At 54.8% G+C, this 1,974-nt stretch carries 4 protein-coding genes; 2 read left to right on the forward strand and 2 right to left on the reverse strand.

Features of this window, described 5'->3' with window-relative positions:
• Nucleotides 1-270 (forward strand): SymE family type I addiction module toxin (locus OI69_RS18565; protein WP_039354099.1); only part of this gene is annotated, 270 nt, incomplete at its 5' end.
• Nucleotides 267-611, forward strand: coding sequence for a SymE family type I addiction module toxin (locus OI69_RS18570; RefSeq protein ID WP_039354102.1), 345 nt, complete (start codon nucleotides 267-269; stop codon nucleotides 609-611). The genes OI69_RS18565 and OI69_RS18570, both read left to right, overlap by 4 nt.
• A 72-nt stretch (nucleotides 612-683) precedes the next feature.
• Here OI69_RS18570 and OI69_RS18575 read toward each other — a convergent pair whose 3' ends face one another.
• Together OI69_RS18575 and OI69_RS18580 are read right to left on the reverse strand one after the other, a co-directional pair.
• Entirely contained in the window at nucleotides 684-899 is a 216-nt protein-coding gene (locus OI69_RS18575; RefSeq protein ID WP_039354105.1) for a hypothetical protein, read from the reverse strand.
• A 9-nt stretch (nucleotides 900-908) separates the two neighbouring features.
• The coding region (locus tag OI69_RS18580) for an RHS repeat domain-containing protein (protein ID WP_235319739.1) at nucleotides 909-1,974 on the reverse strand (1,066 nt) is incomplete at its 5' end.

Genomic DNA, 1,974 nt, shown 5'->3' on the forward strand with positions numbered 1-1,974 from the left:
TTTACCCGCGTCGGCTATCGCCCCGTCAAGGGCAACCACGACACCCCCGCTATCAACATCGCCGGGCAGTGGCTGAAGGACGCGGGATTTACCACCGGGCAACCGCTGAAGCTACGCATCATGCCCGGCTGCATTGTGATTACCACGCAGGATATCCACGAACTCTGGGGCAACCTGCAAGCCCTCAGCATCGCCCCGTTTGATGAGTATGCCGTCACCCACTGGCTGAACCGCTTTCCCGGTGGCCTGAACGTGGAGAGTGCGCGATGAGTATTGATTATGCATTTCAGCACGGCGGCCTGCCGGAGCTGACGTTAACGGGCGACGAACTGGCACAGGCGGGTTTTACCGCCCATACCCTGTTCCGTATTCAGCTTTACCGCAACGGGCTGATGCTGACACGGCTGGATGAGAACACCGATATTGCGGCGCTGATGGCTGAACTGGATGGCAACGAAGCGGAAGGGGCTGACTGGGTGAGTGACAACGGCGAACTGACACTGGCAGGCGACTGGCTCACCCTGAGCGGGTTACTCGGCCAGCCGTTAATGATTGAGGGGCTGCCCGGTAAAGTAACGATTTGGGCAGAGGTGGGGAATATGCTGGCGTAAAACACAAGCCGCTAAAAATAAAAAACCGGAAGGATCGGGAGATCGCTTCCGGATTTTATTTAAGTGACTATGTTATTTTGACACAATAAGATCTGGCATATTTAAGCATGGCTTTCTTATATAGTCCTTGAAGTGCTCATGACCAAAGTTCTCATGCTTTTTCATTAATGAAAGAGTATTTTCCATAAATTTTATCACGTCAGTTAATTCATCAACCGACAATTGAAGCGTTATCTCTTTTAAACTGAGTAATTCGCCATCATCGGATTCATAACCGTATATATTCATATAGTTCCCTTAGTTAGGCGGTGTCCAGCCATGGCTAAGTAGCCATTCTCTAGTTTTTTTACTTGGGTTTGGCATTCCTTTATGAGCATCATGAACACCACCGCTCATATTGGAGGAAGTACCATCTTTATAATGCACATGAGGTTCTTGTCCTGGAATATGCCCACGATCAACACGTTCAACATCTCTAGGAGCTTGTCCTCTTTCAACTTGTTTTTGCATAGACCCAGGTGATGAGGGCTGCTTAGCACCAGACCTCTTATCGTCCGGAGATGCTTTATCGCTCCCAGGGCAAGTAGATTTAGTCAACCCTAGCGGATCAACCCACTCCAATGGGTTATGCACATACCCTTGCGGCCTTATCCCCCCGCCCAGCCCTATCGGGTCCGGCGACAAATACTGCCCACTTTCCGGGTCAAAATACCGATGCCGATTATAATATAATCCTGTCTCCGCGTCGAATAGCTGCCCCTGATAGCGCAGCTCGCAGTACACTTCCTCGTTTGCCGCATCGCCCAGATAGCGCCGCAGCGGGATGGGACGTCGCTCTTCGCGATGGGCGCCCCATAACCCCTGTTCACCGCGCCAGCGAACCTCGCCCTCCTCGCTGCACAGCTCTCGCGCCGTTCCCGTCAGGTCTGTGACAATGTAGTGCAACTGCGTGCTGTCGCCCCGCGCCTCTACCTGTGCCAGCGGCCGGAAGCTCCCCGGCTCGTACACCCATTGCACTTCCCTTGCCGCACTGCCATCGGCAGTGTATTGCTGCTGACCAATAAGCTGGTCACCATCCCACCGGTACGCCACCCGCGCTACCGCCTGCGCCGAGGGAACCTGTCCCTCGCGCACCTTGCTCACCCGGCGACCAAATGCATCGTAACGATACCGCCATCGCGCCCCGTCCGGCAAGCTCACCCGAACCAGACGGTCCTGCACGTCCCAGTCAAAATACGTTTCCTTTGGCCTGAACCCCGGTCGCGTTTCCCGTTTTACCGTCAGCCGCCCGCAGTCGTCATACCGGTACTGCGTATGGCCTCGCTCCACCACCCGACCCGCCGCATCATATCGCGCCGACGCC

It is taken from the genome of Pectobacterium fontis, from assembly GCF_000803215.1.
GTDB lineage: Bacteria > Pseudomonadota > Gammaproteobacteria > Enterobacterales > Enterobacteriaceae > Pectobacterium > Pectobacterium fontis.

Excerpts from the sequence above, each read along its gene's own strand:
- OI69_RS18570 (WP_039354102.1), top strand. The coding sequence starts at position 267 with ATGAGTATTGATTATGCATTTCAGCACGGCGGCCTGCCGGAGCTGACG.
- OI69_RS18575 (WP_039354105.1), bottom strand. The coding sequence starts at position 899 with ATGAATATATACGGTTATGAATCCGATGATGGCGAATTACTCAGTTTA.